General features: G+C 71.1%; 26 protein-coding genes and 1 pseudogene. 12 read left to right on the forward strand and 15 right to left on the reverse strand.

All coding sequences use genetic code 11. The annotated features are described in order from the left end of the window. Nucleotides 1–29: 29 nt before the first annotated feature. A complete protein-coding gene (locus tag ACGF8A_RS05380; RefSeq protein ID WP_393104435.1) occupies nucleotides 30–521 on the forward strand; it encodes a hypothetical protein in 492 nt (163 codons plus the stop codon). A gap of 90 nt (nucleotides 522–611) precedes the next feature. On the opposite strand, the gene ACGF8A_RS05385 is transcribed toward ACGF8A_RS05380, so the two are convergent. The 6 genes and pseudogenes from ACGF8A_RS05385 to ACGF8A_RS05410 form a co-directional block, all read right to left on the reverse strand. Then, nucleotides 612–2,201: a DUF1996 domain-containing protein gene (locus tag ACGF8A_RS05385; protein ID WP_393104438.1), complete on the reverse strand. Its 1,590-nt coding sequence runs from the start codon at nucleotides 2,199–2,201 to the stop codon at nucleotides 612–614. A 308-nt stretch (nucleotides 2,202–2,509) separates the two neighbouring features. After that, nucleotides 2,510–3,568 carry an SDR family oxidoreductase gene (locus ACGF8A_RS05390; protein ID WP_393104440.1) on the reverse strand — a complete coding sequence of 353 codons (1,059 nt, stop codon included), beginning with the start codon at nucleotides 3,566–3,568 and terminating at the stop codon, nucleotides 2,510–2,512. 76 nt (nucleotides 3,569–3,644) lie between these two features. Continuing rightward, nucleotides 3,645–4,187, reverse strand: a pseudogene (locus tag ACGF8A_RS05395) (winged helix-turn-helix domain-containing protein). A 371-nt stretch (nucleotides 4,188–4,558) separates the two neighbouring features. After that, entirely contained in the window at nucleotides 4,559–5,590 is a 1,032-nt protein-coding gene (gene glnII / locus ACGF8A_RS05400) for a glutamine synthetase (RefSeq protein WP_393104442.1), read from the reverse strand. A 427-nt stretch (nucleotides 5,591–6,017) separates the two neighbouring features. After that, the gene (locus ACGF8A_RS05405; protein ID WP_393104444.1) at nucleotides 6,018–6,707 is read right to left on the reverse strand and encodes a hypothetical protein; all 690 of its coding nucleotides are present in this window, start codon (nucleotides 6,705–6,707) and stop codon (nucleotides 6,018–6,020) included. A 126-nt stretch (nucleotides 6,708–6,833) separates the two neighbouring features. After that, nucleotides 6,834–7,193 (reverse strand): arsenate reductase family protein, encoded by a 360-nt coding sequence (locus tag ACGF8A_RS05410; protein WP_393104447.1) that lies wholly within the window; start codon nucleotides 7,191–7,193, stop codon nucleotides 6,834–6,836. A 177-nt stretch (nucleotides 7,194–7,370) separates the two neighbouring features. Between ACGF8A_RS05410 and ACGF8A_RS05415 the strand changes: the two genes are divergently transcribed. After that, the gene (locus ACGF8A_RS05415; RefSeq protein ID WP_393104450.1) at nucleotides 7,371–7,685 is read left to right on the forward strand and encodes a hypothetical protein; all 315 of its coding nucleotides are present in this window, start codon (nucleotides 7,371–7,373) and stop codon (nucleotides 7,683–7,685) included. Further along, the gene (locus ACGF8A_RS05420) at nucleotides 7,682–7,945 is read left to right on the forward strand and encodes a hypothetical protein (protein ID WP_393104452.1); all 264 of its coding nucleotides are present in this window, start codon (nucleotides 7,682–7,684) and stop codon (nucleotides 7,943–7,945) included. The genes ACGF8A_RS05415 and ACGF8A_RS05420 overlap by 4 nt, the downstream gene beginning before the upstream one ends. Nucleotides 7,946–7,961: 16 nt before the next feature. Here ACGF8A_RS05420 and ACGF8A_RS05425 read toward each other — a convergent pair whose 3' ends face one another. The 3 genes from ACGF8A_RS05425 to ACGF8A_RS05435 form a co-directional block, all read right to left on the reverse strand. Next, complete coding sequence (locus ACGF8A_RS05425) at nucleotides 7,962–8,546, reverse strand: hypothetical protein (protein ID WP_393104455.1); 585 nt, start codon at nucleotides 8,544–8,546, stop codon at nucleotides 7,962–7,964. 2 nt (nucleotides 8,547–8,548) lie between these two features. Next, entirely contained in the window at nucleotides 8,549–9,466 is a 918-nt protein-coding gene (gene htpX / locus ACGF8A_RS05430; protein ID WP_393104458.1) for a zinc metalloprotease HtpX, read from the reverse strand. A gap of 343 nt (nucleotides 9,467–9,809) precedes the next feature. Next, entirely contained in the window at nucleotides 9,810–10,067 is a 258-nt protein-coding gene (locus ACGF8A_RS05435) for a hypothetical protein (RefSeq protein WP_393104460.1), read from the reverse strand. Nucleotides 10,068–10,426: 359 nt separating this feature from the next. Between ACGF8A_RS05435 and ACGF8A_RS05440 the strand changes: the two genes are divergently transcribed. Then, nucleotides 10,427–10,705 carry a hypothetical protein gene (locus ACGF8A_RS05440; protein WP_393104463.1) on the forward strand — a complete coding sequence of 93 codons (279 nt, stop codon included), beginning with the start codon at nucleotides 10,427–10,429 and terminating at the stop codon, nucleotides 10,703–10,705. Between the two features lie 146 nt (nucleotides 10,706–10,851). Here the strand turns inward: ACGF8A_RS05440 and glnA are convergent, their stop codons facing one another. Next, complete coding sequence (gene glnA / locus ACGF8A_RS05445; RefSeq protein WP_393104466.1) at nucleotides 10,852–12,261, reverse strand: type I glutamate--ammonia ligase; 1,410 nt, start codon at nucleotides 12,259–12,261, stop codon at nucleotides 10,852–10,854. Between the two features lie 208 nt (nucleotides 12,262–12,469). Between glnA and ACGF8A_RS05450 the strand changes: the two genes are divergently transcribed. Then, nucleotides 12,470–12,937, forward strand: coding sequence for an RDD family protein (locus tag ACGF8A_RS05450; RefSeq protein WP_393104469.1), 468 nt, complete (start codon nucleotides 12,470–12,472; stop codon nucleotides 12,935–12,937). 957 nt (nucleotides 12,938–13,894) lie between these two features. Here the strand turns inward: ACGF8A_RS05450 and ACGF8A_RS05455 are convergent. Continuing rightward, nucleotides 13,895–15,541 carry an FAD-dependent oxidoreductase gene (locus tag ACGF8A_RS05455; protein WP_393104471.1) on the reverse strand — a complete coding sequence of 549 codons (1,647 nt, stop codon included), beginning with the start codon at nucleotides 15,539–15,541 and terminating at the stop codon, nucleotides 13,895–13,897. A 202-nt stretch (nucleotides 15,542–15,743) separates the two neighbouring features. On the opposite strand from ACGF8A_RS05455, the gene ACGF8A_RS05460 reads away from it, so the two are divergent. From ACGF8A_RS05460 to ACGF8A_RS05490, 7 genes are read left to right on the forward strand one after another with little or no spacing between them, the layout of a single operon-like run. Next, entirely contained in the window at nucleotides 15,744–16,829 is a 1,086-nt protein-coding gene (locus ACGF8A_RS05460) for a TcmI family type II polyketide cyclase (RefSeq protein ID WP_393104474.1), read from the forward strand. Nucleotides 16,830–16,864: 35 nt separating this feature from the next. After that, nucleotides 16,865–17,329, forward strand: coding sequence for a cupin domain-containing protein (locus tag ACGF8A_RS05465; protein ID WP_393104477.1), 465 nt, complete (start codon nucleotides 16,865–16,867; stop codon nucleotides 17,327–17,329). Beyond that, nucleotides 17,326–18,585, forward strand: a complete 1,260-nt coding sequence (locus ACGF8A_RS05470; RefSeq protein ID WP_393104479.1) for a beta-ketoacyl-[acyl-carrier-protein] synthase family protein — start codon at nucleotides 17,326–17,328, stop codon at nucleotides 18,583–18,585. Before ACGF8A_RS05465 ends, ACGF8A_RS05470 begins: the two co-directional genes overlap by 4 nt. A gap of 7 nt (nucleotides 18,586–18,592) precedes the next feature. After that, nucleotides 18,593–19,834 carry a ketosynthase chain-length factor gene (locus ACGF8A_RS05475; RefSeq protein WP_393104481.1) on the forward strand — a complete coding sequence of 414 codons (1,242 nt, stop codon included), beginning with the start codon at nucleotides 18,593–18,595 and terminating at the stop codon, nucleotides 19,832–19,834. A gap of 44 nt (nucleotides 19,835–19,878) precedes the next feature. Further along, nucleotides 19,879–20,136 (forward strand): acyl carrier protein, encoded by a 258-nt coding sequence (locus tag ACGF8A_RS05480; RefSeq protein WP_393104483.1) that lies wholly within the window; start codon nucleotides 19,879–19,881, stop codon nucleotides 20,134–20,136. 1 nt (nucleotide 20,137) lies between these two features. Beyond that, nucleotides 20,138–20,617 carry an SRPBCC family protein gene (locus ACGF8A_RS05485; protein ID WP_393104485.1) on the forward strand — a complete coding sequence of 160 codons (480 nt, stop codon included), beginning with the start codon at nucleotides 20,138–20,140 and terminating at the stop codon, nucleotides 20,615–20,617. A 21-nt stretch (nucleotides 20,618–20,638) separates the two neighbouring features. Next, nucleotides 20,639–20,971: a TcmI family type II polyketide cyclase gene (locus ACGF8A_RS05490; RefSeq protein WP_393104487.1), complete on the forward strand. Its 333-nt coding sequence runs from the start codon at nucleotides 20,639–20,641 to the stop codon at nucleotides 20,969–20,971. Between the two features lie 79 nt (nucleotides 20,972–21,050). Here the strand turns inward: ACGF8A_RS05490 and ACGF8A_RS05495 are convergent, their stop codons facing one another. The 4 genes from ACGF8A_RS05495 to ACGF8A_RS05510 all read right to left on the reverse strand — a co-directional run bounded on the left by ACGF8A_RS05495 (nucleotide 21,051) and on the right by ACGF8A_RS05510 (nucleotide 24,308). Then, the gene (locus ACGF8A_RS05495; RefSeq protein WP_393104489.1) at nucleotides 21,051–22,097 is read right to left on the reverse strand and encodes a methyltransferase; all 1,047 of its coding nucleotides are present in this window, start codon (nucleotides 22,095–22,097) and stop codon (nucleotides 21,051–21,053) included. Between the two features lie 43 nt (nucleotides 22,098–22,140). After that, complete coding sequence (locus ACGF8A_RS05500) at nucleotides 22,141–23,211, reverse strand: nitrous oxide reductase family maturation protein NosD (protein WP_393104491.1); 1,071 nt, start codon at nucleotides 23,209–23,211, stop codon at nucleotides 22,141–22,143. A 145-nt stretch (nucleotides 23,212–23,356) separates the two neighbouring features. Next, nucleotides 23,357–24,058 carry a DUF4191 domain-containing protein gene (locus tag ACGF8A_RS05505; RefSeq protein ID WP_393104493.1) on the reverse strand — a complete coding sequence of 234 codons (702 nt, stop codon included), beginning with the start codon at nucleotides 24,056–24,058 and terminating at the stop codon, nucleotides 23,357–23,359. Between the two features lie 49 nt (nucleotides 24,059–24,107). After that, entirely contained in the window at nucleotides 24,108–24,308 is a 201-nt protein-coding gene (locus ACGF8A_RS05510) for a hypothetical protein (RefSeq protein WP_393104495.1), read from the reverse strand. Between the last annotated feature and the right edge of the window lie 362 nt (nucleotides 24,309–24,670).

Here is a 24,670-nt window from a genome sequence, read left to right on the forward strand (position 1 = left end):
GTCCGCTCCATGACCGACCGGAGGAACAGATGAGGCTGACCCGACCGATGCTCGCCCTGAGCGGTGCCGTGGCGGTGCTGGCGCTGGCGGGCTGCGGCTCCGACGGCGACCAGGCGGCCGTGCCGGAGACGGCGACCGGCAGCCTGGAGCACCTCGCCGCCGAGGTGAAGTGCGAGCCCGACATGCAGACCGACGAGGACGAGATCCGGCAGGCCATCTGCGAGCAGGGCAAGGAGAAGTACATCCTCGCCACCTTCGCCACCGACCGCGGTCAGCGGGAGTGGATCAACACGGCCAAGGACTACGGCGGCTACTACCTCGTCGGCCGCAAGTGGGTCGCCGTCGGCCACGAGAACGTGCTGACGGGGCTGCGCGACCGGCTCGGCGGGGATGTGGAGATCGGCACCGACCACTCCGCTCACGGCGGGAAGCAGGGGGCGCAGGGGGAACAGGGTGAACAGGGCACCTCGCGCTCCTCGCAGCCCGGCGACTCCTCGCACTCCGGTCACCACGACAGCTGACTCGCCGGTTCGGGAAAGCCGAAAGCCGGCGGCGGGTCTCCCCGCCGCCGGCTTTCGGCTTTCCCGTGGGTCAGTCGGCCCGCCCGTGGGTCACCGGCAGTTCTTGCCCCGGTTGATGCACTTCACGACCTTGTTCATCAGGTTCTCGTCCATGACGTTGATGAAGTCGTTGTGGTCGGTGATCGGCTTGTGGAGCTGCTCCGGGAAACCGTCCACCGCGAACGGGCTCCTGAGCTGCCCGTTCTCGATGACCGGGGCCGGCACGTCGTACACCAGACGGATCTGCAGCTGGGGGATCGCCACGAAACCGTTGGCGCAGGTGCCGTCCGCCTGGACGAAGTCGACGTGGTCGCGGTGGTTGGCGCTGTCGATGTTCTGGCCGTCCCAGCAGCTCTGGAAGTTGGCCGTCCGTACCAGCTGGCTGCCCTCGGGGCAGATCGGGTACTTGTCGGTCAGCTGCCGGTCCTCGAAGCCGGTGCAGCTCAGCGAGGCGTTGGCATTCGCGTCGCCGTTGGTGAACGCCTTGGCGTCGCCGGTGATGACCCGCAGGAACTTCGGCATCGCGACGACCTTGCCCGCCTTGTTGCCGACGAACTTGATCTCGGCCTGCTGCGCCTTCAGGATCTGCCCGACGTTGCCCTCGGCGCCGCCGCCCAGGTCGCCCGCGTCGAACTCCTGGGTGCCGTCCTGGAGCCGGAGCACCGGCCAGTAGTACGTGGACTTGTCACCCTGGTTCTGGCAGGAGGTCTCCGCGTTGGCCAGGTCCTCGTCGCTGGAGAAGGCGTCGTTGTCCTGGTTGCCGACGTAGTCGTGCGTGTGGTGAGCGCCGTTGTCGACACCGGGGGCGACGATCAGGTTGTCGCTGTTGAACAGGTCGTTCTCGTTGACACCGCAGGACGTGGTGAAGCTGCCCCGGGAACCGGAGTTCCCGTTCGCCTTCAGGCCGTTGCCGTTCGCCGGGGGCACGTTGGGCTGGACGGTCGTGATGTCGACGAAGTCCGCGGCCACCGGGCCCGCGGCCCCGTTTCCGTTGTCGCCCACGTTCTGGCCGTCGCCGTTGTCCTGGCCGTCACCGTTCTGGCCGTCACCGTTGTCCTGGCCGTCGCCGTTCTGGCCGTCACCGTTGTCCTGGCCGTCGCCGTTCTGCCCGTCACCGTTGTCCTGGCCGTCGCCGTTCTGGCCGTTCCCGCCGTCGTTGGTCTGCGGCTGCTCGACGGGCTTTCCGGTGCAGGGGGACAGGTTGTCGAGCTGCTCGGAGGCGTTGCCGCCGGCCCGGTTGATCTCCAGCTGGATACGGTCGATGATCACCTTCCGCCGGTCCTTGAGCGGGCCGAGGATGGCGTTCTGGACGTAGCTGCCGTCCCTCGCCTGTGCGTCCCGCGTGGTCGCGAGCCGCTGGTAGGCCTCGGTGATCTGCTGGTCGAGCGTCGCCAGTTCGCCGTCCACCTCCCCACGGGCCTGGTCCGGCACCTCGGAGATCTCCTGGCCGACGTCGGGACAGTCGATCGTGGCCACCTGGGCCGATGTCGACTTCGTCCGGTTCGACCAGCCGTTGTCCTCGTGCGCCGAGGCATAGAAGTTGGCCCAGACAAGCCCGCCCCCACCGAGCGCTAGGGCCGCCGATGCGGCAATGGCCTTGGTGGCCAGCGGCGTACGGCGTTTTCGTGTGTTGCGTCCCATGGAACTCCTCTGACTTCCTTGCGGGGCAGCATCGAGGCGCCCGACAGGAGTGAAGCGGCTCCCTCAGATACGGAGCGCGTCCCACGGGCGTTCAGCCGTCCCGGAAATCGTTGAGAAGTTCGTGCGGAGTCTGTGGAACCAACAGCCCCTGAAGTACCGGGAGTTGCTGATCGCCGACAGCGTGTGAACGAGAGCGTCCGCTTTCACCGGCCATGGCCGGCATCCGCCAGAACCGCCGGCACACGGTCAGCAGGGCGGTGACGAACCCCGCCGTCCGGTCCGCCGGAAGCCACAAGGTGGGCGGGTGGTCACCGCGCCGAGAGCCCCGGTCCGGTGGTGGTGCCGGGTGGACCCCCGTCGCCCGCGAGCACCTTCGCCTCCAGCTGCGGATCCAGGCCCACCGGTGGCCGGTCGGGCCGCTGCGGCGCCGTCCCGCCGATCTCCCGCAGCCAGCGCCAGGTGGCGGCCACGGTCTCGCCGGCCGGCCGGCAGCGCAGCCCGGCGGCCAGCGCGCGGGACACGTCCGCGCCGTGCAGGGCGTCGTGCAGCTCGCTGTCCGGCGGCACCCACACCGGCAGCCGGCTCCACGGCTCGATCCCCGCCCCCAGCACCACCTCGGGGTCGGTCCAGCGCAGCTCGGCCGTGGCCCCGGTCACCCGCACGCAGGCCTCCAGCAATGCGCCCATGGTGGTGTGCCCACGAGGACCGGTCAGGTTGAACGGTCCTCGACGCTCCCGCTCCACCGCGTCCAGGATCCACTCCGCCAGATCGCGGACGTCGACGAACTGCACCGGCAGCTCGCGCGGGCCCGGCGCCAGCACCGGCCCGCCACGGGCGATCCGGGTCAGCCACCACGGCAGGCGGCCGACGTTCTCGTACGGCCCGAGCAGCAGCCCGGCGCGCACCAGCAGCGAGCGCTCCGGCCCGAAGGACCCGACGACGGCCAGCTCGCCGCCCCGTTTGTCGCGGGCGTAGTCGGTGTGGTCCGCGCCCGGCTCGGCGCCCTCGACCAGCGGCGCGTCCTCGGTGTAACCGGCGGGTGGGGCCCAGGCGTACACCGAGCAGCTCGACACGTACACGTACCGCCCGGCGCGGTCCCGCAGCAGCCGCGCCGTGTCCCGCACCGCGCGGGGCGCCGCCGACCAGGTGTCGACGACGGCGTCCCAGTCACCGGCCGCCAGCGCGCCGAGCCCGCCGGGGCCGTCGGGTCCGTCCGGCGCGGTGCGGTCGCCCAGCACCTCGCGGACGCCGGCAGGGGCCGCGTGCGTCCCCCGGTGGAAGACGGTGACGTCCCAGCCCCGCCCGAGGGCGGCCTCGACGACGGCCCGGCCCGCGAACTCCGTGCCACCCAGCATCAGCAGTCTCATGGGAGTGACTCTGCCCGGGGGAGGGTCACGGGGGAAGCGGGATCTGCCGACGGCAGACGCGGACGGTGGCCCGGTGTCAGTCCCTGGCCGACGGCGCGTACTTGTAGCCCACCCGGCGGACCGTGAGGATCGCCTGCCGGTGTTCCGCGCCCAGTTTGCGGCGGAGGCGGGCGATGTGGACGTCGACCGTGCGTCCGTCGCCGACGTGCCCGTAGCCCCACACCGTTGTCACCAGCTGGTCGCGGGTGTGCACCCGGTGCGGGTGCGCGACCAGGTGGGCGAGCAGCTCGAACTCCAGCTAGGTGAGATCGAGTTGGCGCCCGGCGACCTCCGCGGTGCGGCGCTGGGGGTCCACCCGGATGAGAGGGCCGGCGGTGGTGTCCGTGCCGGTGGTGTCCGTGCCGGTGCGGACCTCCTCCGCCGCCGGGTCGCCGGTCGCCCCTACCGGCAGGAAGGGCGGCCGCAGGTCGGCCGGGACGAGCACCAGGTACCCGACCATCGGCGGCCGGCCCGGAAGGGAGGGCAGGCTGTCCTGCGGAGCCGGCAGCCAGGTGGTGCCCGGCCACGAGGGGGAGAGGGGCCGGGAGACGGAACGGGGCGGGGAACCAGGGTTCGCCATGAGAGGTCAGCTCTTTTCGCGCGAGAGGTCCGTCGGGCAGGTACTCGTGTCGCGCTGGCCGAGGCCGGTGTGTACGGCGTCAGAGGGCCGGCGCGGTCGTCGCGCGGCAACACACACGGTCGAAGCCGTCGTGCTGACGGGAGGGCCAGAAGGGCTCGAGGTCATGGCGACCCGTCGCGGGGAACCTCTGCAAGCCGGCCATGGCTCCCATTGAAGCAGACCCCGGCCGGGAACCCGGCCCTCCTCCCACGCCTCGGACCCCCACCATGACAGGCGCCACCGACAACGCAGGGAGGCGCCCGCCGATCCGGCGGGCGCCCCCTGACGAGCTGTGGCTGAGCCGCGGAGCTGGGTCGCGGCCCGGGAACGGATCAGATCTGTCCGGCCTTCTCCAGCGCGGAGCAGCAGGTGTCGACCAGCAGGCGGGTCACGACGTAGGGGTCGACGTTGGCGTTCGGGCGGCGGTCCTCGATGTAGCCCTTGCCGTCCTTCTCGACCTGCCACGGGATGCGGACCGAGGCGCCACGGTCGGAGACGCCGTAGGAGTACTTGTCCCACGGGGCGGTCTCGTGCAGGCCGGTCAGGCGGTCGTCGATGCCGGCGCCGTAGTTCTTGACGTGGTCGAGCGGCTTGGAGCCCTCGCCGAGCGACTCGCAGGCGGTGATGATGGCGTCGTAGCCCTCGCGCATCGCCTTGGTGGAGAAGTTGGTGTGCGCGCCCGCGCCGTTCCAGTCGCCCTTGACCGGCTTGGGGTCCAGGGTCGCGGAGACACCGAAGTCCTCGGCGGTGCGGTAGAGCAGCCAGCGGGCCACCCACAGCTGGTCGGAGACCTGGAGCGGGGACAGCGGGCCGACCTGGAACTCCCACTGGCCGGGCATGACCTCGGCGTTGATGCCGGACAGGCCCAGACCGGCCTTCAGGCAGTTCTCCAGGTGGGCCTCGACGATGTCCCGGCCGAAGATCTCGTCGGCGCCGACACCGCAGTAGTAGCCGCCCTGCGGAGCAGGGAAACCCCCCTCGGGGAAGCCGAGCGGGCGGGCGCCGTCGAAGAAGGTGTACTCCTGCTCGATGCCGAAGATCGGCTCCTGCGCGGCGAACTTCCCGGCGACCTCGGCCAGCGCGGCACGCGTGTTGGAGGGGTGCGGGGTCATGTCCGTGTTGAGGACCTCGCAGAGCACCAGGACGTCGTCGCCGCCGCGCATCGGGTCCGGGCAGGTGAAGACCGGCTTGAGCACACAGTCCGAGGCGTGGCCCTCGGCCTGGTTCGTGGAGGACCCGTCGAAGCCCCAGATCGGCAGCGCGTCCAGCCCGGCCGGGGAGCCCGCGACGATCTTCGTCTTGGAACGGAGCTTGGCCGTCGGCTCGGTGCCGTCGATCCAGATGTACTCAGCCTTGAAGGTCACGGGCCACATCCTTCGGGGGTGGGTCTGGGCGCGCTTGCGGGTGCTGCGGCGCTACGGCACCGGTGCGCCGCGTCTCTGCCTGCCCGCAAGCCTGTCAACAGGCCATTTCCCGATCATTGCCCGGTTGTGAACCCCGTGTTACCTGGCCGTGCCGCGGCTCACCTCATCGTGTGAGGACCCGTCGTGTGCCCGCGCGGTGCGCGTGCGGGTGACGGGAAAGCGCTGGTCGCGGCGGTGGACGCGGCGGCGGCGCGGTTGCTCGTATGCGATACGCCGCCCTCGCCGGGCGGCCGGCGCCCCTGCGCGCGGCGTCACCCGAACGCGCCGGTCCTGCCGCTCGTGGCCGCGAGCGGCAGGACCTGTGACACATACACGGTGGCCGCCCTGACCGGGCCGCCACCTCAGCGGTTGCCTGGGCTGTCGGACCTCACCCCACCTTCTCGATCACGGCCCGGCGGATCAGGAACTTGCCGGGCTCACGGACCTGTTCGAAGGCCGCGTTGTTGAGCAGGACACAGCTGCCGGAGACGGAAGTGACCTCCACCGTCGTGGACTTGTTGTTGTCCAGGTTGGTGACCTTCAGCTTCGTACCCGCCGGGAACTGGTTGCTCGACGCGGCCGGGGCGCCGGCCTCGCCGGAGAGCGTCACGGTCGAGCCGTTGCAGACCTGCTCCCCGGCCGCGGCGCCACCGCCGTCGCCCGGGGCGGCGGACCCGGCGGGCGGCGCGGACTCCTGGGCACCGCCGCCGGCCTGCTCGCCGGCCCCCTGGCCCGCGCCTTCGCCCTGCTGTCCGGGCTGTGCGGGCTGGGAGCCCTGAGCCGACTCCCCCACCTCGCACCCGGCCGCTTCCTGCTGACGCTGGATCTGGGCGATGACGGCCTCGCGGTTGGCGATCCGCGCGGCGGACTGCGCGTCCGGATTGGCCCGCTGGTCCGCGATGAACCGCTGGTTGTTGCCGAGGGCGGTGGCGAAGCCCTGGCAGGCCGTCGAGTCCGCCGCGGACTGCGAGGCGTTCGACGTGCTCGCCATGACGAACGCGCCACCGCCCGCCACCGACGCCGCGCTGAGCAGCAGCGCCAGCTTCTTCCTCTTGCTGAGAGTTCGCCTGCGCGACATGCGCGCCTCCTGGGAGGTAGGGGAACGTACGCCGCTATGTACGAGATGCCGAACGAGGTTACTCAGTGGTTACCGGAGGATGTTGAAGTAACCTGCGTCACAGGGGAGTTGTAGGGGTGAGGCGAGTCAGCGGGACAGCGCGTCCCGTACGGCCTCGTCGGTGCGGGCGACGACCGCCGTGCCGTCGTCCGCGGTGATGATGGGCCGCTGGATGAGCTTGGGGTGCCCGGCGAGCGCCGTCACCCAGCGGTCGCGCGCGGCGGCGTCGCGCGGCCACTCCTTCAGGCCGAGCTCCTTGGCGACGGCCTCCTGGGTCCGCGTGATGTCCCAGGGCTCCAGGCCCAGCCGCCCGAGTACGTCACGGATCTCGTCCTCGGTCGGTACGTCCTCCAGGTAGCGGCGGACGGTGTAGTCGGCGCCCTCGGCGTCGAGCAGGGTCACGGCGCTGCGGCACTTGGAGCAGGCGGGGTTGATCCAGATTTCCATGCGGCCACGGTACGCCGCCGAGCGGCCCCGGAAACCCGTCTTCCCCGTGTGTCACTGCACCCCGAAAGTGGCTGTGGCCAGGGGCTTTTGTCAGTGGTGGCCGGTAGAATAGAAGCAGTGTCCGAGGGTGTCGCCGGGGCGTCCGGCCGGCGCCCCGGCCGCGACAGGAGGATGTCCGTGCCCGCTGCCGCAGTGAAGCCGAAGCCGTTGCCGACCCAGTCCACCGCGAAGCGCCCCGTCCTGCTCGACCTTCCCTGCACTCCCGTGGCGAAGCGGCCGTTGCCGCCGGGGCGTCCGCGTGAGTGGTACATCTCGCACAACCGCCGGCTCAAGGCCATGCGCCTTGCGATAGCGCTGCTCGACTCGGGGGTGTACGTGCCGAACCAGGCGCGCGACGAGACGATCCGCAGCACCGCGGAGCTCATCGGCGTCCACCCGCCGTCGGATTCGACGTGCCACATGGTGCGGGCGCTGCTGCGGTACACGCGGTGACCCCAGGCGCCGGGCTCCGCCGGACCGACGGCGGCACCCTCCTCTACTGGCTCGCCGCCGTCGCCGTCCTCTTCCTCTACGTGCGCCACGGGCGCGACGCGCCCACGAAGCCCTCGGCCACCCCCTCGCCCGGGCCAGCCCCCACCACCTACAGGGCGTACCGCGACCGCCGTGACCAGCAGGCCAGGTGGGAGCGCCGGTACCGCCGCGAGCGGCCGCTGGAGTCCCGCCGCCAGCAGCGGGAGCGGAGCAGCAAGTAGTCCCGGTGCCCCGGGGTCAGAGCCCCGGGGCACCCCACACCGGGAACCACCGCGCGAGGTCCTCCTCGATCCGCAGATCACCGGCGAGCGCGGCCTTCACCTGGAGTTCCAGCGCGCTGTCGCGCCGCTGTCCCGCTCCGGGCAGCGGCGCGAACGGGTAGAAGGTGCCGCGCTTGTAGAGATAGACCAGCGCCAGCCGGCGCCCCTCCTCGTCGCGGAAGCCCGCCAGCGAGCAGAGCAGCTGCGGCCCGAAACCGTTGATCTCCAGGGAGTCGTTCACCGCGTGCAGGTCGTTGACGAGCAGCGGCAGCTCGCCGGGGGACCGGTGCGACACCAGCCAGGAGTACCCGTACGCGTCCCGCTCCAGCTCCACCGGTGGCCCGGTCCGCTCGGTGTCCGCGTCCAGCAGCGCCCGCACCTCCCGATGCGTCTGCTCGAACGCGGCCCCCTCCACCGTCGCGAAGCACACCGCGCCGCGCCCGGTGGGTGTGAAGGACGCCGCCGCCTCCAGCGTCACCGCCGCGGAAGGCAGCGCGAACAGCTCGTCGAGATCCGGCGCGACCGGCTTCGTACGACCGAGCAGGATGTCCAGCAGTCCCATGCTCACGCCTTTCCGGGGCCCGCCGCCGGCCCCAGCTCGGCGGAGATCCGTCCGAGCTGTTCGAGCCGCTGTTCCAGGCTCGGGTGGGTGGAGAACAGCCGTGCGATGTCCGGCCCGCGGCCCAGTGCCGGCGTGAAGTAGAACGCGTTGAAGGCCTGCGCCGTCCGCAGGTCCCTCGTCGGGATCCGCGCGATGTCACCGGTCACCTTGGTGAGCGCGGACGCCAGCGCCGAGGGCCGCCCGGTCAGCAGCGCCGCCGCCCGGTCGGCCGCCAGCTCCCGGTACCGGGACAGCGCCCGGATCAGCAGGAAGCTGATCGCGTACACGGCGGCGGAGACACCCATGACGCCCAGGAAGACCACGGCGGTGTTCTGGTCGCGCCGCCCGCCGCCGAAGAGCTGCGAGTAGAAGGCGAACCGCACGATCAGCCCCGCGATCACGCCGAGGAACGAGGCCACCGTGATCACGGCGACGTCCTTGTGCGCCACGTGCGACAGCTCGTGCGCCAGCACCCCCTCCAGCTCCGCCGGCTCCAGCCGGCGGAGCAGACCCGTGGTCACACAGACCACCGCGTTGTCCGGGTTCCGGCCGGTCGCGAACGCGTTCGGCATCTCCATGTCCGACACGGCGACCACCGGCTTGGGCATGTCCGCGACCGCGCACAGCCGGTCCACCACGCCGTGCAGCTGTGGGTACTCGTCGCGTTCCACGACCCGCCCCCGCATCGCGTAGAGGGCGATACGGTCGGAGAACCAGTACTGCGCGCCCAGCAGCGCCCCCGCGATCACCACGACCAGCACCCAGGACTTGAGCAGGGCGATCAGGGCGGCGACGAACGCCACGTACAACAGTCCGAGCAGGAACAACGTGACCGTCATCCGCACGGTCAGTCGCCGGTCGCTCCGAAAGCGGCTGTGCATGTCATCACCCCGCACTACGGCCGCAGCAATCGCTTGGGTCCACTGCCAGTGTGCACCCGCACACACCAAGAACCGGCCGCGACCGTCCCGGGGCCGGGCAAAGCCTCCGCTCGGACTCTCAGCACGTGATCACGGCCTCCACCGGCTCGCGCTCGCGAACGGGGGTGACCCGCGCCGCACCGCCGCCCCCGCACCGCAGGTCCGCCGCACCGGCGGCCGGTACGGCGCAGTGCCCGGGACCGGCCCCCGGCGGCCGGAGTGCAGGATCTCCCCCGGGACGCCCGGGCGGCCACGAGTCCGGTACCGGCCTCGGTCCGGATACCTCTCCCCGCCCCGCGGCGCTCTAGTACGGAGCCCGGAAGTTGATGTAGCCGAGCAGCACGATCACCGCCGCCACGCAGCCCAGCACCACGACCGTCGACACCCACGACGAGCGGCGCCGGCCCAGGCGCTCGGGCGCGGCACGGAAGGGCACGGGGCCGGGCGGATTGTCCTTCCACCGTGCGGCGAGCATCCGGGCCCGCGCCGACGGCTCCTTGTGCTCGGCGCTGTCCGCCCATCCGATGTCGAACTCCCGCTCCGTGCCGTCCTGTTCGGACATCCCCGTATACCTCTCTCGAACAGTTGTCTATGGACCGATCATCCCCCGTGGACAGGAATCACGGGAAGCCCGGAAAGCCACCCTCGTGGCGGTGCCCGGTCGGCTCGACACGTGTCGCGGCTGAGGATGCCGTGTGATCGGTGCCGGGCTTAGCCTGGAGGGGGAGCTGCTCTCCGGGACGCGCCTCATTCGGCGAGACCCTGTTCACAACCGACAGCCCACATGCCACACGGACCGCGGCAGACGTCCGCCTCGTAGTCAGGCGACGACACCACGACCGCGCCGAACCCTCTCCACGGCGGCTGCGGCCATCCGTCCGGCTCGTGCTCCGCACGATGGGATGGCAGGAAGGTCTATCCATGAAAGCACCACGCGCACGGCGTCTCATCGCGATGTCCGCGATCGGCGTGCTGATGGCCGGCGGCGCAGCGATCGGCGCAGCCGGCACTGCCTCGGCGGCCACTCCGGCGGCCACGCCCACCCATGTGCCCGCGAACTGGGGCGACGACGACTGGTGGGACCGCGGCGGCTGGGGTTACTACGACCGCCACGGCTACTACGGCTACTACGGCGGCTTCGGTGGTTTCGGCGGCTTCGGCGGCTTCGGCGGTGGGCCCGTCGTGGTCGTGGTCCGCTGAGGCGCGAGGGTCCGCCGGACCCAGGGCGAGAACGACATGAGGGCCGCCACCTGGAATGCTCCAGGTGGCGGCCCTCACCACGTCTCACGCGTCGGCGCGGCCGGCACATCCGTGCCGCATCACGCCGGCGTCCGTCGCGGCGCCTGTCACACGTCGAAGTAGAGCTCGAACTCGTGCGGGTGCGGACGCAGCTGCAGCGGGGCGATCTCGTTGGTGCGCTTGTAGTCGATCCACGTCTCGATCAGGTCGGACGTGAAGACGTCGCCCTGGAGGAGGAACTCGTGGTCGGCCTCCAGGCGGTCCAGGACGGCGCCCAGGGAGGTCGGGACCTGCGCGACGTTGGCGTGCTCCTCGGGCGCCAGCTCGTAGAGGTCCTTGTCGATCGGCTCGGCCGGCTCGATCTTGTTCTTGATGCCGTCCAGGCCCGCGAGCAGCAGCGCGGAGAAGGCCAGGTACGGGTTGCCGGAGGAGTCGGGGGCGCGGAACTCGACGCGCTTGGCCTTCGGGTTGGAGCCCGTGATCGGGATACGCATCGCGGCGGAGCGGTTGCGCTGCGAGTAGACCAGGTTGACCGGCGCCTCGAAGCCCGGGACCAGGCGGTGGTACGAGTTCACCGTCGGGTTGGTGAAGGCGAGCAGCGACGGGGCGTGACGCAGGATGCCGCCGATGTAGTAGCGGGCGGTGTCCGACAGGCCGGCGTAGCCCTGCTCGTCGTAGAACAGCGGGTCGCCGTTGCTCCACAGCGACTGGTGGACGTGCATGCCCGAGCCGTTGTCGCCGAAGATCGGCTTCGGCATGAAGGTGGCGGTCTTGCCGTTGCGCCAGGCGACGTTCTTCACGATGTACTTGAAGAGCATCAGGTCGTCGGCCGCGGCGAGCAGCGTGTTGAACTTGTAGTTGATCTCGGCCTGGCCGGCGGTGCCCACCTCGTGGTGCTGGCGCTCGACCTGCAGACCGGCCCGGTCCAGCTCAAGGGAGATCTCGGCACGCAGGTCGGCGAAGTGGTCGACCGGCGGGGCCGGGAAGTAGCCGCCCTTGTAGCGGACCTTGTACCCGCGGTTGTCCTCCAGCGCGCCGGTGTTCCAGGCGCCGGCCTCGGAGTCGATGTGGTAGAAGGACTCGTTCTCCGACGTCTTGAAGCGGACGCTGTCGAAGACGTAGAACTCGGCCTCCGGGCCGAAGAAGGCGGTGTCGGCGATGCCGGTGGAGGCGAGGTACGCCTCGGCCTTCTTCGCCACGTTCCGCGGGTCACGGGAGTACTGCTCGCCGGTGATCGGGTCGTGGATGAAGAAGTTGATGTTGACGGTCTTGTCCCGGCGGAACGGGTCCACACGAGCGGTGGAGAGGTCCGCGCGCAGCGCCATGTCGGACTCGTGGATGGCCTGGAACCCGCGGATCGAGGACCCGTCGAAGGCCAGCTCCTCGTCCGCGTCGAACGCCGCAGCCGGAATCGTGAAGTGCTGCATGACGCCCGGCAGGTCGCAGAAGCGGACGTCGATGAACTTGACGTCCTCGTCGGCGATGAACTTCTTGGCCTCGTCGGCGTTCTGGAACATCCAGCTCCTCCTACTCCCGACCGTCCCGCCGGGGTGGTAGTTCGTATCTGCGGCCAGTGCGGTGGCACATGCTGGCCTCGACCCTAGGGACGCGTCATTTCTCGGGCGTGACCCATTTGTTTCGCAGAAGTTAACCGGCTCTGTTCCACCGTAACGCGGACCGACCCCGGCGTACCTCGGTCAAATCTGGGCGCAGTACCTTTGTCGGGTGGACAAGAGGCAAGCAATCGGATCATGGCTCTCCGGCCCTCGCGCGGCCCTGGAGGACGTCGGTGCGGACTTCGGCTACCGGGGCGAGCAGCTCGGTCTGCCGGAGCGGGGGCCGGGATCGATCGCCCGGCCGGGCCGGCGGCTCGGCGCGCTGGCCCTCGACTGGGGCCTGTGCCTCATGATCGCATACAGCCTGATCACGGACGGCTACGGCCAGACGACCGGCAACTGGGCCCTGCTGATCTTCTTCGTCATGAGCGTGCTGACCGTCGGCACGATCGGCGTCACCCCTGGTAAGCGCATTTTCGGCGTGCGTGTGGTCGCCCTCGCCACGGGCACCGTCCACCCGGGCCGCGCCCTGCTCCGCACCGTCCTGCTCTGCCTCGCCGTCCCCGCCCTGATCTGGGACCGCGACGGCCGCGGCCTGCACGACCGGATCGCCAGGACGGTCGAAGTCCGCATCTGACGTCCGAACCGCCGGCTCCGCCCGCCGAAGATGCCGGGCCCTCCGGCCCGACCGCCGGAGGATCCGCACCCCCCACCCCCACCCCCCACCCCCGTCGGCAGCCGCCCACCGGGCCGCAGGTTCCGGCGCCACTCCGGCTGCGGCCGCCCACCGGGCCGCAGGTTCCCGCCACGGTGGGCGGCAGGTTCCCGCCTCACTCCGGCTTCGGCCGCCCACCGAGCCGCACGCCACCTGCGGCAGCCGCCGCCGCCGGGCGGCAGGTTCAGGCACCGGCCGCGCGGGGTCGCAGCTCAGCGCCTCAGCCACCTCACCAGCCGCAGCTGCCCGCACGGATGTCTGACGAACCGTAGGTTCCCCCTCCAGCCGTCCACGGGGAACGAAGGCCCCCGCCTCGGCGTCCGACGGGCCACGGGCCCCCGGCCGCCCGACGAACCGAAGCCCCGGCGCCTGCCGCCCGACGATCGGAAGCCCCCGCCCGGCCGCCCGACGATCGGAAGCTCCCGCCCGGCCGCCCGACGGACGGAGCCCCTGGCCTCAGTCGCCCGACGATCGGAAGCCTCTCGCCCCGGGCCGGCCGACGGGCGGAGCCTCTCGCGCCTGCCGCCCCACGGGCGGAGCCTCTCGCCCCGGCCTGGCCGACGATCGGAAGCCTCTCGCCCCGGCCCGGCCGACGGGCGGAAGCCCCTCGCGCCTGCCGCCCCACGGGCGGAGCCTCTCGCCCCGGCCCGGCCGACGATCGGAAGCCCCTCGCCCCGGCCGCCCCATGGGCGGAAGCCCCTCGCCCCGGCCCGGCCCACGGGCGGAGCCCCTCGCCCCGGCCCGGCCCACGGGCGGAGCCCCTCGCGTCGGCCGTCCGATGAACGGGAAGCCCCCGCACCCGCCGGTTCGGCGCACGTGGAAGGCCACCCGCACCGACCGGTGCGGGTGGCCTTCCACGTGCGTGTGCGGGGGAGAGGGTCAGCCCTTGCTGAGGACCGTCGCCAGGACCTTCCTCAGTTCGGCCTCCGGATCGGCCACGGAGCCGGACGCGCGCCAGGCGACGAATCCGTCGGGCCGCACCAGCACCGCCCCGTCGGGTGACGTGCCGTGCGTCTGCGCCCAGTCGTCGTCCTCCGCGTCGTGCGCCAGCCCGGCGTCCGCCCCGGCACCGATGCGGTAGGCGTCCAGGCGTACGCCGTCGGCGTCGGCGATGCGCCGGGCGGCGGCGTGCCAGGCCTCCCCCGCGCCGGATTCGGCGTCGCTGAGCAGCACCATCGAGCGCTCGTAGAGGTCGAGCGTGGAGACCCGCTCGCCCGCGCGGCGCAGCCACATGTGCGGGGCCCGGCTGCCAGGCTCCGCGGTCAGGCGCATCCCCTCGGGCACGACCGGCTCGGTCGGGTCGGCGCCGACGACGGCGCCCTCCGGGTAGCGGTAGGCGAGGACGATGTTGAGGATGCCGCCGCGCTTGCCGCCGCCGACGCCGGGCGCCGGGGCGAAGCCGGGGTGGCTGTGCTCCACGGAGCGGGTCGAGGCGCGCGCGCTGGTGGCCATGGCGACCGGCCGGCGCTCGGCGTCGTAGGTCTCCAGCAGCCCGGGGCCGGCCCAGCCCTCGAGGACGGCGGCCAGCTTCCAGGCCAGGTTGTGGGCGTCCTGGATACCGGTGTTGGATCCGAACGCCCCGGTCGGCGACATCTCGTGGGCGGAGTCGCCGGCGAGGAAGACCCGGTCGGACGCGTACCGGTCGGCGACCCGTTCGGCGGCACGCCAGGACGCCCTGCCGGTGATCTCGACGTCGAGGTCGGGAACGCCGACCGCCGTCCGGATGTGCCGCTCGAGCCGCTCCTCGGTGAACTCCTCCAGCGTCTCGCCGTGTTCCGGGTGCCAGGGGGCGTGGAAGACCCAGTTCTCCTTGTTGTCGATGGGCAGCAGCGCGCCGTCGGCCTCGGGGTTGGTGAGGTAGCAGCAGATGAAGCGCCGGTCTCCGACGTAGTCGGCGAGGACCTTGGACCGGAAGGTGACGCTCACGTTGGCGAAGAGGTCGCCCGGGCCGCTCTGCCCGATGCCGAGCCGGTTCCTGACGGGGCTGCGGGGGCCGTCGGCCGCCACCAGGTAGTCGGCGCGGACGGTGTAGAGCTCGTCGCTGTCACGGTCTCGGACGTACGCCGTCACTCCTTCGGCATCCTGCTCGAACGACTCCAGCTCGTGGAAGTACCGCAGGTCGCCCCCGAGTGCGTCGGCGCCCTTCCTGAGCTGCGGCTCCAGGTCGTTCTGGCTGCACAGGCACCACCCCGAGGGGCTGAACTTCGCGAGGCCGCCGCCCGGGTCGATCTCCTTGAACAGCCATTCGCCGGCGTCCCCGGCGAGGGTCGGGGTCTGCATGATGCCGTGGTTCTCCGCGAGGAGGGACGCCGCCTTCCGGATGTCCGGCTCGACGCCGGCCACCCGGTAAAGCTCCATCGTCCGCACGTTGTTGCCGCGGCCACGGGGGTGGATCGAGGTCCCGGCGTGCCGCTCGACGAGCATGTGGCGGACGCCCAGACGGCCCAGGAACAGGGAGAGGGACAGGCCCACCAGAGAGCCGCCCACGACGAGGACGGGAACCTGGTGATCGGCTTTCTGCTGCATCAAGGACTCCTGAGGCAGTGGTGGGGGTGGGGGAGGTGTTGCTGTTTCTCATGCCCTCTCGGAGGGGCTCCGCGTGATCTATCACCCGCGTGGTTCACGCGAGTCGCGCACTCCGGAGGACCGGCAGAGGATCAAGAGGCGCTGACGTCGCGTCATCGGCGGCGGCGTTCGCCTCTGCCTCCAGAGAAGGAGATTGCGCAGCATGACCACTACGTCGGAAAAGGTTTCGCAGCAGCTGACGCGACAGGTGTCGAAACGGGTCTCCCAGTCCGTCTTCGACGGCTCCCCCCTCCGGGTCGTCCTGCTGGTCGACGTATACGACGGTGCCCAGCAGCAGTTCCTGGAGGCATACGAGCAACTGTGCAACCAGGTGGCCAAGGTGCCCGGTCACGTCAGCGACCAGCTGTGCCAGTCCATCGAGAATCCCTCCCAATGGCTCATCACCAGTGAGTGGGAGAGCGCCCCGCCGTTCCTCGCCTGGGTGAACAGCGAGGAGCACGTGCAGATGGTGCAGCCGATGCACAGCTGCATCCGGGACACCCGCTCGCTGCGCTTCCACGTGGTGCGCGAGATGGGCCGCGGGCTGGCGAAGGTCGACCCGGCACAGCGCAAGCTGCAGGTGTCCCCCCGGATCGGCGACGGCGTGATCCGCCACGCCCTGACCTTCACGGTCAAGCCGGGCAGCGAGCCGGAGGTCGCGAAGATCCTCGCGAACTACGACTCCCCCGAGACGCATGTGGACGAGACCACGCGTCTGGTCCGCACCTCTCTGTTCATGATCGGCAACCGGGTCGTACGGGCCATCGAGGTCCGCGGCGACCTGCTCCAGGCACTGCGCCACGTCGCCCGGCAGCCCGAGGTCAGGGCGGTCGAAGAGGCCATCAACCCGTATCTGGAGCAGGAGCGGGACCTCAGCTGCGACGAGTCCGCGCGCGTGTTCTTCACCCGGGCGGCCCTGCCCGCCGTGCACCACGTCAGCGTCGACGAACGGCACGAGGGTGAGCGGCACGCCCTGTACATCCCCGCCCGGCCGGGCTGCGGGATGCGGCTCGCCGAGGCGCTCGCCCGGCTGGACGAGGACGCGGCGGAGGACCCGGGCGCCCAGGTCCTGCGCAGCACGGTCTTCCAGCGCGACGACGTCGTCGTCCGTCTGGTCGACGTACGACCCGGCGCGGGCGTCGAAGCGGCCCTGCCCGAGCCCGGGGCCCTGGCCCCGCTGAAGTCCCTGCTGGACGGCGACGCCGCCCGCATGGAGCTCATCACCGACCGCCGCTCGCCGGACGCCTGAGTCCATCAGACGCAGCACAACCACGGAGGAACGTCGTGATCAAACCCCTTCCGAAGATCGTGGACCTCAGCGAGGTCGAGCCCAACACCCGGCGCGGCGGCGATCTGCGCGCCATGCTCACCCCCACCACGGTCGGCTCCACCAGCGGTTTCATGGGCGTGGCCATCGTGCAGCCCGGCGACCGCATCGGTGAGCACTACCACCCGTACTCCGAGGAGTTCGTGTACGTCGTCTGCGGTCAGCTGGAAGTGGACCTGGACGGCGAGCCGCACCCGCTCCGCCCGGAGCAGGGGCTGATGATCCCCGCCCACATGCGTCACCGCTTCCGGAACACGGGCAACGTGGAGGCCCGCATCGTCTTCCACCTGGGTCCGCTGGCCCCGCGCCCGAGCATGGGGCACGTCGACACGGAGGAGACGGATGTCATCGGGGCCGCCGCGGTGGTCACGGAGCCCGCTTCCGCGGGTGCCGCCCACGACCGAGGTGAGGTCCGGTCATGAGCCGCCGCGTGGCGGTGACCGGCATAGGCATCGTCGCCCCGGGCGGCATCGGGGTGCCGGCCTTCTGGGATCTGCTGGCCAACGGCCGGACAGCCACCCGGGGCATCACCTTCTTCGACCCCTCGGGACTGCGCTCGCGGATAGCCGCCGAATGCGACTTCGACCCGTCCGCGCACGGCCTGGACGAGGAACAGGTCGCGCGCGCGGACCGGTACATACAGTTCGCCCTGGTCGCCGGCGCGGAGGCGGTGCGGGACTCCGGTCTCGACCTGGACCGCGAGAACCCGTGGAAGATCGGGGTGTCCGTGGGCACCGCGGTCGGGGGCACCACCCGGCTGGAGCACGACTACGTCCTGGTCAGCAACCGGGGCGAGCGGTGGGACGTCGACCACCGTGAGGCGGAGCCGCACCTGCACCGGGCGTTCTCGCCCAGCACGGTCGCCTCCGCGGTGGCGGAGCGTTTCGGCGCCCAGGGTCCCGTGCAGACCGTCTCCACCGGCTGCACCTCCGGCCTGGACGCCGTCGGGTACGCCTTCCACACCGTCGAGGAGGGCCGGGCCGACATCTGCATAGCGGGTGCCTCGGACTCCCCGATCTCGCCGATCACCATGGCCTGCTTCGACGCGATCAAGGCCACGTCACCCAACAACGACGATCCCGCCCACGCCTCCCGCCCCTTCGACAACAACCGTGACGGCTTCGTCATGGGCGAGGGCGGCGCCGTGCTCGTCCTGGAGGAACTGGAGCACGCACGGGCCCGCGGCGCGCACGTCTACTGCGAGCTGGGCGGCTACGCCACCTTCGGCAACGCCTACCACATGACCGGCCTGACCAGCGAGGGTCTGGAGATGGCCCGGGCGATAGATCTGGCACTCGACCACGCCCGGCTGGACCCGACCGCGATCGACTACGTCAACGCACACGGCTCCGGCACCCGGCAGAACGACCGCCACGAGACGGCGGCCGTGAAGCGGGCGCTCGGCCGGCACGCCTACGACACCCCCATGAGCTCCATCAAGTCGATGGTGGGGCACTCACTCGGGGCGATCGGGGCGATCGAGGTGGTCGCCTGTGTGCTGGCCCTCGCCAAGCAGGTCGTACCTCCGACCGCCAACTACGAGACCCCCGACCCCGAGTGCGACCTGGACTACGTCCCGCGTGTCGCCCGCGAACGGAAGCTGAACAGCGTCCTGTCCGTGGGCAGCGGCTTCGGGGGATTCCAGTCGGCGGTGGTCCTGACCCGAACGAGGGAGTGAGGACACGATGAGCGAACCGCACGATCGGCGCGCGGCCGTCACCGGCATCGGGGTGGTCGCGCCCAACGGCACCACCATTGACACCTTCTGGAAGGCCACCAAGGAGGGCCTCAGCGTTCTCGACCGGGTCACCCGTGAGGGCTGCGAGCACCTTCCGCTGAAGGTGGCGGGCGAGGTCCGCGGCTTCGAGCCGGCGGCGACGATCGAGGAGCGGTTCCTCGTCCAGACCGACCGGTTCACGCACTTCGCCATGGCAGCGGCGGACTTCGCCCTGGAGGACGCGCGGCTCGGGCAGGCCGACACCTCCGAGGAGCCCTACTCCATCGGGGTGGTCACGGCCGCCGGGTCCGGCGGTGGTGAGTTCGGCCAGCGCGAGCTGCAGCAGCTGTGGGGCAAGGGCAGCCGGTTCGTCGGCCCGTACCAGTCCATCGCCTGGTTCTACGCCGCGAGCACGGGCCAGATCTCCATCCGCCGCAAGTTCAAGGGCCCCTGCTCGGTCGTCGCCTCCGACGAGGCCGGCGGTCTGGACGCCCTGGCGCACGCGGCACGGGCGGTGCGACGCGGCACCGACGTGATCGTGGCCGGTTCCACCGAGGCGCCGCTGGCGCCGTACTCGGTGGTCTGCCAGGTCGGATACCAGGAGCTGAGCACGGTCGCCGACCCGGCCCGGGCGTACCGCCCGTTCACGGATGCCGCCTGCGGGTTCGTGCCGGCCGAGGGCGGCGCGATGCTCGTGGTGGAGTCGGAGGAAGCGGCCCGCGAGCGCGGCGCCGGCGTCCGGGCCTTCGTCGCCGGGCATGCGGCGACGTTCACCGGCGCCTCCCGCTGGGCGGAGTCCGGAGCCGGGCTCGCCCAGGCGATCCGGGGTGCCCTGGACGAGGCGGGCTGCGCGCCGGAGGAGGTCGACGTGGTCTTCGCCGACGCCCTGGGGGTGCCGGAGGCCGACCGTGCGGAGGCCCTGGCCATCGCGGACGCCCTCGGTGCGCACGGACGGCGCGTGCCCGTCACGGCGCCCAAGACCGGGATCGGCCGCGGCTACTGCGCGGCGCCGGTGCTGGACACCGCGGCCGCGGTGCTCGCGCTGGAGCACGGCCTGGTTCCGCCCACCCCCGGCGTCTTCGACATCTGCCACGACCTCGACCTGGTGTCCGGCCGCGCCCGCGCCGCCGAACTGCGTACGGCGCTGGTCCTCAGCCGGGGCCTCATGGGGTCGAACTCGGCACTCGTGCTGCGACGCGGCGCCGAGTGAGCCGTACACACCAGCTGCCCTGCAGCAAAGGAGGAGGAATCACCATGAATCACCGCATCACAGTGGAAGAGCTGTCCGAGCTCATGAAGAAGGCCGCCGGAGTCTCCGTCTCGCCCGAGGAACTCCAGCAGCGGTACGACGCCGGCTTCGACGCCCTCGGCATCGACTCGCTCGGCCTGCTCGGCATCGTCGGCGAGCTGGAGAACCGGCACGGGGCGCCGATGCCCAACGACGCGGAGCGTTCCAAGACGCCCCGCCAGTTCCTCGACCTCGTCAACAGCGCACTGCCCGCGGGAGCCTGACATGGCCGGACACACCCAGAACGAGATCACCATCGCCGCGCCCGTCGACCTGGTCTGGGACATGACCAACGACGTGGCGAACTGGCCGCAGCTGTTCAGCGAGTACGCGAGCGCCGACATCCTCTCCCAGGAGGGGAACACGACCACCTTCCGGCTCACCATGCACCCCGACGAGAACGGCAAGGTGTGGAGCTGGGTCTCGGAGCGGGAGGCCGACCGCGACCAGCTCAGCGTCGAGGCGCGGCGCGTGGAGACCGGCCCGTTCGCCTACATGAACATCCGGTGGGAGTACGAGGAGGTCCCCGACGGCACCCGGATGGTCTGGACGCAGGACTTCTCGATGAAGCCGGACGCCCCGTGCGACGACGCCTGGATGACCGACAACATCAACAAGAACTCCAAGGTCCAGATGGCCCTGATCCGGGACAAGATCGAGAAGGCGGCCTCCGGTCACCGGTCCGCCCCCGCCCTGGCCGACTGAGCCGGACGACAGGAGAAGAACGTGCACCAGGCCCTGATCGTCGCCAAGATGGCGCCCGGCTCCGCCCCCGACATCGCCAAGGTGTTCGCGGAGTCCGACCGGGGAGAGCTGCCGCACCTCATCGGTGTCGTCCGGCGCAGCCTCTTCCAGTTCGGCGACGTGTACATGCACCTCGTCGAGTCGGACCGCGAGCCGGGACCGGCCATCGCCAAGGTCACCTCGCACCCCGAGTTCGTGGGCATCAGCGAGCGCCTTTCGGCGTACGTCAGCGCGTACGACCCGGAGACCTGGCGGTCCCCGAAGGACGCGATGGCACAGCGCTTCTACCTCTGGGAGCGCGACGCGCGCGCCTGAACCCCGCCCGTCAGGCCACCGGTGCCGGGCCCGCGTCCGCCGCGGGCCCGGCACCGGCGTTCTTCCAGGAGCGGTCCGCTCACCCGGGGACCGTGCACTCGAAGGCGTGCAGGTAGGGGTTGACCGGCCGGATCTCGCCGACGGCCAGGCCCGCCGCCGTCAGCCGTCCGGTCATGCTGGCGGTGGTGTGCTTGGCGCCGCCGACGTTGAGGAGCAGCAGCAGGTCCATGGCGGTGCTGAAGCGCATCGACGGGGTGTCGTCGACGAGGTTCTCGATGACCACGACCCGGGTGCCGGGACCGCCGGCCTCGACGACGTTGCGCAGCAGCCTTGCGGTGGATTCGTCGTCCCACTCCAGGATGTTCTTGATGATGTAGACGTCCGCCTCGACCGGTACGGACTCCCGGACGTCGCCGGGCACGATGCGCGTCCGCCCGGCCAGGTCACCGCCCTGGCGCAAGCGCGGCACGGCGTTCTCCACGACCCGCGGCAGATCGAGCAGGTAGCCCCGCATCGACGGGTACTTGTCCAGCAGGCTCGCCACCACGTGCCCCTGGCCGCCGCCGAGGTCCGCGACGGACGAGGCACCGGACAGGTCCAGGAGCGCGGCGACGTCGCGCGCCGACTGCTCGCTCGAGGTGGTCATCGCGCGGTTGAAGACGTCGGCCGACTCGGGGGCGTCCTCGTTGAGGTAGACGAAGAACTCCTTGCCGTACAGGTCCTCGATGACGTTCCGGCCGGTGCGCACGGCCTCGTCCAGCTTCGGCCAGGCGTCCCAGGTCCATGGTTCGGTGCACCACAGGGAGATGTCACGCAGGCTGCTGGGGTCGTCCTCGCGCAGCAGCCGGGACATCTCGGTGTGGGTGAACGTGCCGTCGGGTCCCTCGGCGAAGACGCCGTGGCAGGACAGGGCGCGCAGCAGCCTGCGCAGCGGCTTCGGCTCGGTCTTCACCGCGGCCGCGAGGTCCTCCGCGGTCATGGGGGCGTCCGCGAGGACGTCTGCGACGCCCAGCCGGGCGGCCGCGCGGACGGCGGCGGCACACGCCGCCCCGAACACGAGCTCTCTCAGCCGCATCGACGGCGGTGGTGGCGGAGGAGCCGAGAGCCCGGGGGATGCAGCGGTCATGTGCCGCCTTCCTTCCTTGCGTGAGTGGGGCGGATCCGTGCGGTCAGCACAGCCCCGAGGGCTTGGAGGACCCGCAGGTGTTGGCGTCGAAGGCGTTGGCGCTCGCGGTGGCCTCCTGGTTGACCAGGTCCGCCGGCGAGTTGCTCTCCAGCCGGTTGCCGGTGATCCGGTTCCGCTCGCTGGTGACGCCCACCATGCTCTTGAACAGCACGATGCCGCCCGACAGCGGGGACGTGCCCTGGTGGCCGGCGACCGTGTTCCGGGTGACCAGGGTGTTCTCGGCACCGGTCAGGACGATCCCGGAGCCCTGGAGGAAGGGCAGCCGGGCGGTCTTCGCGCAGTACTTGTTGTTCTGCTCGACGCGGTTGTCGCTGACGGTCAGGGCGCCCGCCTTCGGCTTGTTCTCGTCGCCGACGACGAACATGCCGGCGCAGTTGCCGGTGGCGTAGTTGTGCGCCACGGTGAGGTTCCGCAGCCGGCGGACGGTCAGGCCGATGCGGTTGCCCTCCAGGTGGTTGCGCTCGATCACCGTGCCCTTGGTGTCGCTGGCGCCCACCTCGGCCTTCACGTTGTTGGCGAGGAACATCCCCGCGTCGCCGTTGCCCCGGGCGGTGTTCTCGCGGAACACGCCGCGTGTGGAGTGCTCCTGGGAGATGCCCCACTGGCCGTTGTTGTCGGCGGTCACCCGCTGCACGGTCAGCCGGTCGGTCCCCAGCGCGTACACGCCGACCTTGGGGAACTCGGTCACCTTCAGATCGGCGATGGTGACGTCCGTGACGGGCTTGGTCTTCGCCCCGATCACGCAGATGCCGTTTCCGGCCGCGTCACAGCCGATGGGGGCCTTCTTGGCGCCCGGCGCGGCCGGCTTGATCACCGTGCGCTGGCCCATGCCCCGCAGGGTCAGTCCGGGCTTTCGCACGGTGATGCTCTCGTGGTAGGTGCCGGGAAGCACGAGCACCGTGTCGCCGGCCTGGGCGGCGTCGACCACCTTCTGGATCGACTCGCCCGGCAGCACCACGTGGATGCGGTGGCTGGCGGAGGCGGGGGCGGTGCCGATGAGCGCGCCGAAGAGCGTGGTCGCGCATGCGAGATACGTGATATGGCGTTTTGTCACATTCCGAAGGCTAAGAGTGCATCAGGCCGTTACCGGCCGGATGCTCCGTTCGGTGGCGTGTCAAACGGACCGGGCAAACGGCTGAGCCGGCGGCACCCCAGGTGCCGCCGGCTCAGTGATCCCGTATCGCCCCGCCGCGAGCGACTCAGCGAGCCCTCGGCCCGCCCTTCGGCATCCGCATGCCCTTGGGCATCGGCCCCTTCGGCAGCGGCATGTTGCTCATCAGGTCGCCCATCGCCCGCAGGCGGTCGGTGGTGGCGGTCACCTGCGGCCCGGTCAGCACACGAGGCAGCTTCAGCATGGTCGTGCGCAGCTTCTTCAGCTCGACCGTGCCCTCGCCGGTGCCGACGATCAGGTCGTGCACCGGCACGTCCGCGACCACCCGGTTCATCTTCTTCTTCTCGGCGGCGAGCAGGGACTTCACCCGGTTGGGGTTGCCCTCGGCGACCAGCACGATGCCGGCCTTGCCGACCGCCCGGTGCACCACGTCCTGGCTGCGGTTCATCGCCACCGCCGGCGTCGTCGACCAGCCGCGGCCGATGTTGTCGAGCACGGCCGCGGCGGCGCCGGGCTGGCCCTCCATCTGCCCGAAGGCGGCCCGCTCGGCGCGGCGCCCGAAGACGATCGCCGTCGCGAGGAAGGCGAGCAGCAGGCCCAGGATGCCGAGATAGATGGGGTGACCGATCAAGAAACCGATCGCGAGGAAGACACCGAAGGTGACAATTCCAACTGCCGCGAGCACAAGACCGATCTTCTTGTCGGCCTTGCGGGTCATCTTGTAGGTCAGAGCGATCTGCTTCAGTCGCCCGGGGTTCGCAGCGTCCGCTGCGGTTTCCTTCCTCGCCATGCCACGAGTCTACGTGGCCCGCGAAGCGCCTTCGACGGCGGTGCGCAACTCAGGAGCGACGGGCGAATGCCTGCTCCACGATCTGCTGCGCCTCGATCCTGTCCTTGGCCCGGCGGCGGTCCTCCAGCACGGAGGTCCAGGCGTTGCGCCGGGCCGTGCGCTGACCGCTGCTCATCAGCAGCGACTCAACGGCGCGCAGGGCGGTGGCGAAGGACGGAATGGCGGTGGCGCGAACGGGCGCGGCCTGCATGGCGGAGGTCCCCCCTCGAAAGGGCTGCGGATGTGGGTGTACGTGGTGTGAGTCCAGCGTCACTGACTGGTGTTACCAGGGCGTGACCGACCGGTCAAACACCAATGAAGCCTTGATGCGGAGCCCCCGCATGCCGACGCGGCCCTGACATACGTCCTCATCTGCGAGGACGGTCAGGACCGCGTCGTATCGGTCACTACTGGCGGGTAGTCGCTTGTGCGAGAATTCACACGCTTGCCGCACGCCGTGGGGGGGGGGGGGGGGGGGGGGGGTGGGGGGGGGGGGGCGGGGGGGCGCGGGGGGGGGGGCCCCGCCCGCGCCCCCCCCCGCCCGCCACAACACCCCCCCCCGCCCTCCCCCCA

The sequence above is a fragment of the Streptomyces sp. NPDC047706 genome, from assembly GCF_043204795.1.
GTDB lineage: Bacteria > Actinomycetota > Actinomycetes > Streptomycetales > Streptomycetaceae > Streptomyces.